The sequence below is a fragment of the Syntrophorhabdaceae bacterium genome (genome assembly GCA_028713955.1).
Classification (GTDB): Bacteria; Desulfobacterota; Syntrophorhabdia; order Syntrophorhabdales; family Syntrophorhabdaceae; genus UBA5609.
Genome location: JAQTNJ010000336.1, coordinates 1 through 2,832, shown reverse-complemented (window position 1 = coordinate 2,832; position 2,832 = coordinate 1). Strand labels below are relative to the sequence as shown.

The window sequence follows — 2,832 nt, the reverse complement described above, 5'->3', positions numbered from 1 at the left end:
GAAGAGCGTTACGCAAAACAGATACGGGGAATGTTCTCAAGCTACGTCACGGAGAAGGTCGTCAACGAGCTCATCAAAAACCCGGACCTTGCGAAACTCGGTGGTGAGAGAAGAGAGATTACCGTCCTGTTCTCTGATGTCCGGGGGTTCACGACATTCTCTGAAAAACACTCACCTGAACAGGTCGTTGCCATCCTCAACGAGTATCTCGGCGAGATGACGAACATTATCTTCCAGTGGGACGGGACGCTCGATAAATTTGTCGGTGACGAGATCGTTGCCTTCTGGGGAGCCCCTCTTCCCCAGGAAAAACACGCTGAACTTGCCATCAAGTGCGCCCTCCACATGGTGCAAAGGTTGACCGAACTCCAGGAGAAGTGGAGATCAGAAGGAAAGGTGCCTCTTGCAGCAGGATTCGGCCTCAACACAGGAGAGGTAATCGTCGGGAATATCGGCGCTGAAGGGAAAAAGATGGACTACACGGTCATCGGCGATAACGTGAATCTCGGCGCCCGCGTGGAGGGGCTCACGAGGAAATACGATGCCGATATCATCATTACCGAATCAACCCTGGACAAGATACGGAACCTTCTCATTGGAAGCGACCTGGGTCATCTAAAAGTGATAGGACTTGATATGGTGGCTGTAAAAGGGAAAGCAGAACCGGTATGCATCTATGGCATAAAATCAGTGCCCCCGGGTGAAAAATCAATAATCATCGAATGCACAGTAACAGAAGTAACGCAGATGACGGAAAAATAGAAGGGCTTATTGTCAGCAAACCCTTCTATTTTAGTTCATAGTTCATGTCTCGCAGCTTATAGCAGATTCTCTGTGCGATGGAAAAACATTCCAATAAGAAAACAAAAAAGCAAAGACAAGTCAGCACACAGCAGACAGATACTCCATATTCACGTCTTTATCTTATTGAAGATTGTGTCATGGGACTGCTTTTTCTCTCTGTCCTGCTTTTATTCAGCACACAGGTCAGCGTTAACTTCACCCTTCCAAAACTTGTTGCTTTGCGAATATGCACATTTTGTCTTGCCGGTCTCTGGATATACCGTATCAGTAAAAGAGAGGTTCAACCCATACCACGAGTCATTTTTTTTAGCGGGATCTGCCTCGGGGCGTGGTGGATATTCTCAACCTTCTTTGCGCTCCACGCATATACCGCAATGCATGGAGTCTATGGTCGGTACAATGGGCTCTTCACGCACGTGCTATGGCTCGTTCTGTTCTTTATTTTTGCGACACTACCCGCAAGTACGAAACGCATAGAGAGGATTCTCAACCTCTTTATCGGCTCATTAATCCCTGTTGCTCTTTATGCCATTGCACAATTCTACAATATAGACCCTATGCCATGGATATCGCTGAAGGGTAGGTCGGCATCAACTATTGGTCATCCTGTAATGCTCTCAGCTCTCATGGGGCTTGCCCTGCCTTTTGCGGTGACATTTCTGTTCCAGAAAAAAACTCTGATACAACGAATTTCTTATGGTCTTATATGTCTCATCTTTATTTTTACAGCATTGAGCACCTTAAGCAGGGGGCCTCTCATTGGTATTGTTATATCGTCCATATTTATCATAGCGATGAATGTGAAAGATAAGAAAGTCTTACAGAATAAGCGGGTAGTTTTTACAATCCTCTCATTTGTTATTTTGCTTTCCATCCTCTTTGTCGTCCACGGTGGGCCAAAGAATATGTTGAACCGCCTCAAATCGAGTGAGGAAATTGAGATTCGACTGATTTATTTCAAAACAGCTTTCAATATTATAAGAGACTATCCATTCGCGGGAGTAGGTTTTGAAAACTTCAGAATCATATATCCCCGATACAGGATGACAGAAGAAAATCGTATCACGCGCGATATTTTACCTACCATGGTGCACAACGGTTATTTACAGTCTGCCGCGACGAATGGCATATTGGGCATCATGCTCTACCTCTTCTTTCTTGGCGCGGTCATCCTTTCATTGATACGGACTTCCGTGACGGCACAAGATACCTATAGGTCTACACTCCTGTGGGCGTTCATTGCATCTATTGCCGGCTTTCTCATACAGGACATGTCGGGCTGGCTTGAGATCTCCCAGACCACCTTTTTCTGGATCATTCTCGGTCTTGCGGTTGCATTCTCATCGCACCATGCTCAACAAAAAATTGTATTAACGGGAAAGCGATTAGTAGCCACCTATGCGACCGTTACCGTTTGTTGCGCATTTCTATTGTATCTCTCCCTTGAGGCTATCAATAGAACCTGGGCAGATAGTATCGTATGGAAAACCAAGGTATATAATAAAAATATTACAAAAAAGGAAATCGAATTACCCCTTATTGATGCCCTTGAAACACTCAGGGGCGATTTTTACTACGAGGATCTTGCAGGTATGCTCTATGCAAATAAATATAACGAAACCAGTGATGAGAGGTTCTATAAAAAAGCACAAGACCTACTTGAAAAAGCACATGCGGATAATCCCTATGATGTATATGTCCTTACACATAGAATCGAGCTTGAAGCCCTTGCTATAAGGAAGGGCCATGTTAAAAAAACCTCTCCTTTTGTCGAAAAGGCTACAGAGAACGTCCTTGTCATGGATAAAAATAATCCCTCTGTGTACCGGGTGGTGGTTATGCTGAGGATGGCAGAGGGTAATAGTTATAGTGCATTAGAGATGCTGGAGAGAAGCAGAATCCTGGCTCCTGAATCGAGCAAGCATTTTCTGCTGGAAGGCGATGTATACCACGAGCTGAAAAGGTACGATAAAGCGCTCCATGCATACAGCCAGGCCATTACCTATGCCGAGAAGGAGCGCCTCGCGA

At 45.2% G+C, this 2,832-nt stretch carries 2 protein-coding genes; both read left to right on the top strand.

The window, feature by feature from the left end:
- Window positions 1–762: adenylate/guanylate cyclase domain-containing protein (locus PHU49_16660; protein MDD5245642.1), on the top strand; the 762-nt coding region annotated here is incomplete at its 5' end.
- 77 nt (window positions 763–839) lie between these two features.
- Window positions 840–2,832 (top strand): O-antigen ligase family protein (locus PHU49_16655; GenBank protein ID MDD5245641.1); only part of this gene is annotated, 1,993 nt, incomplete at its 3' end.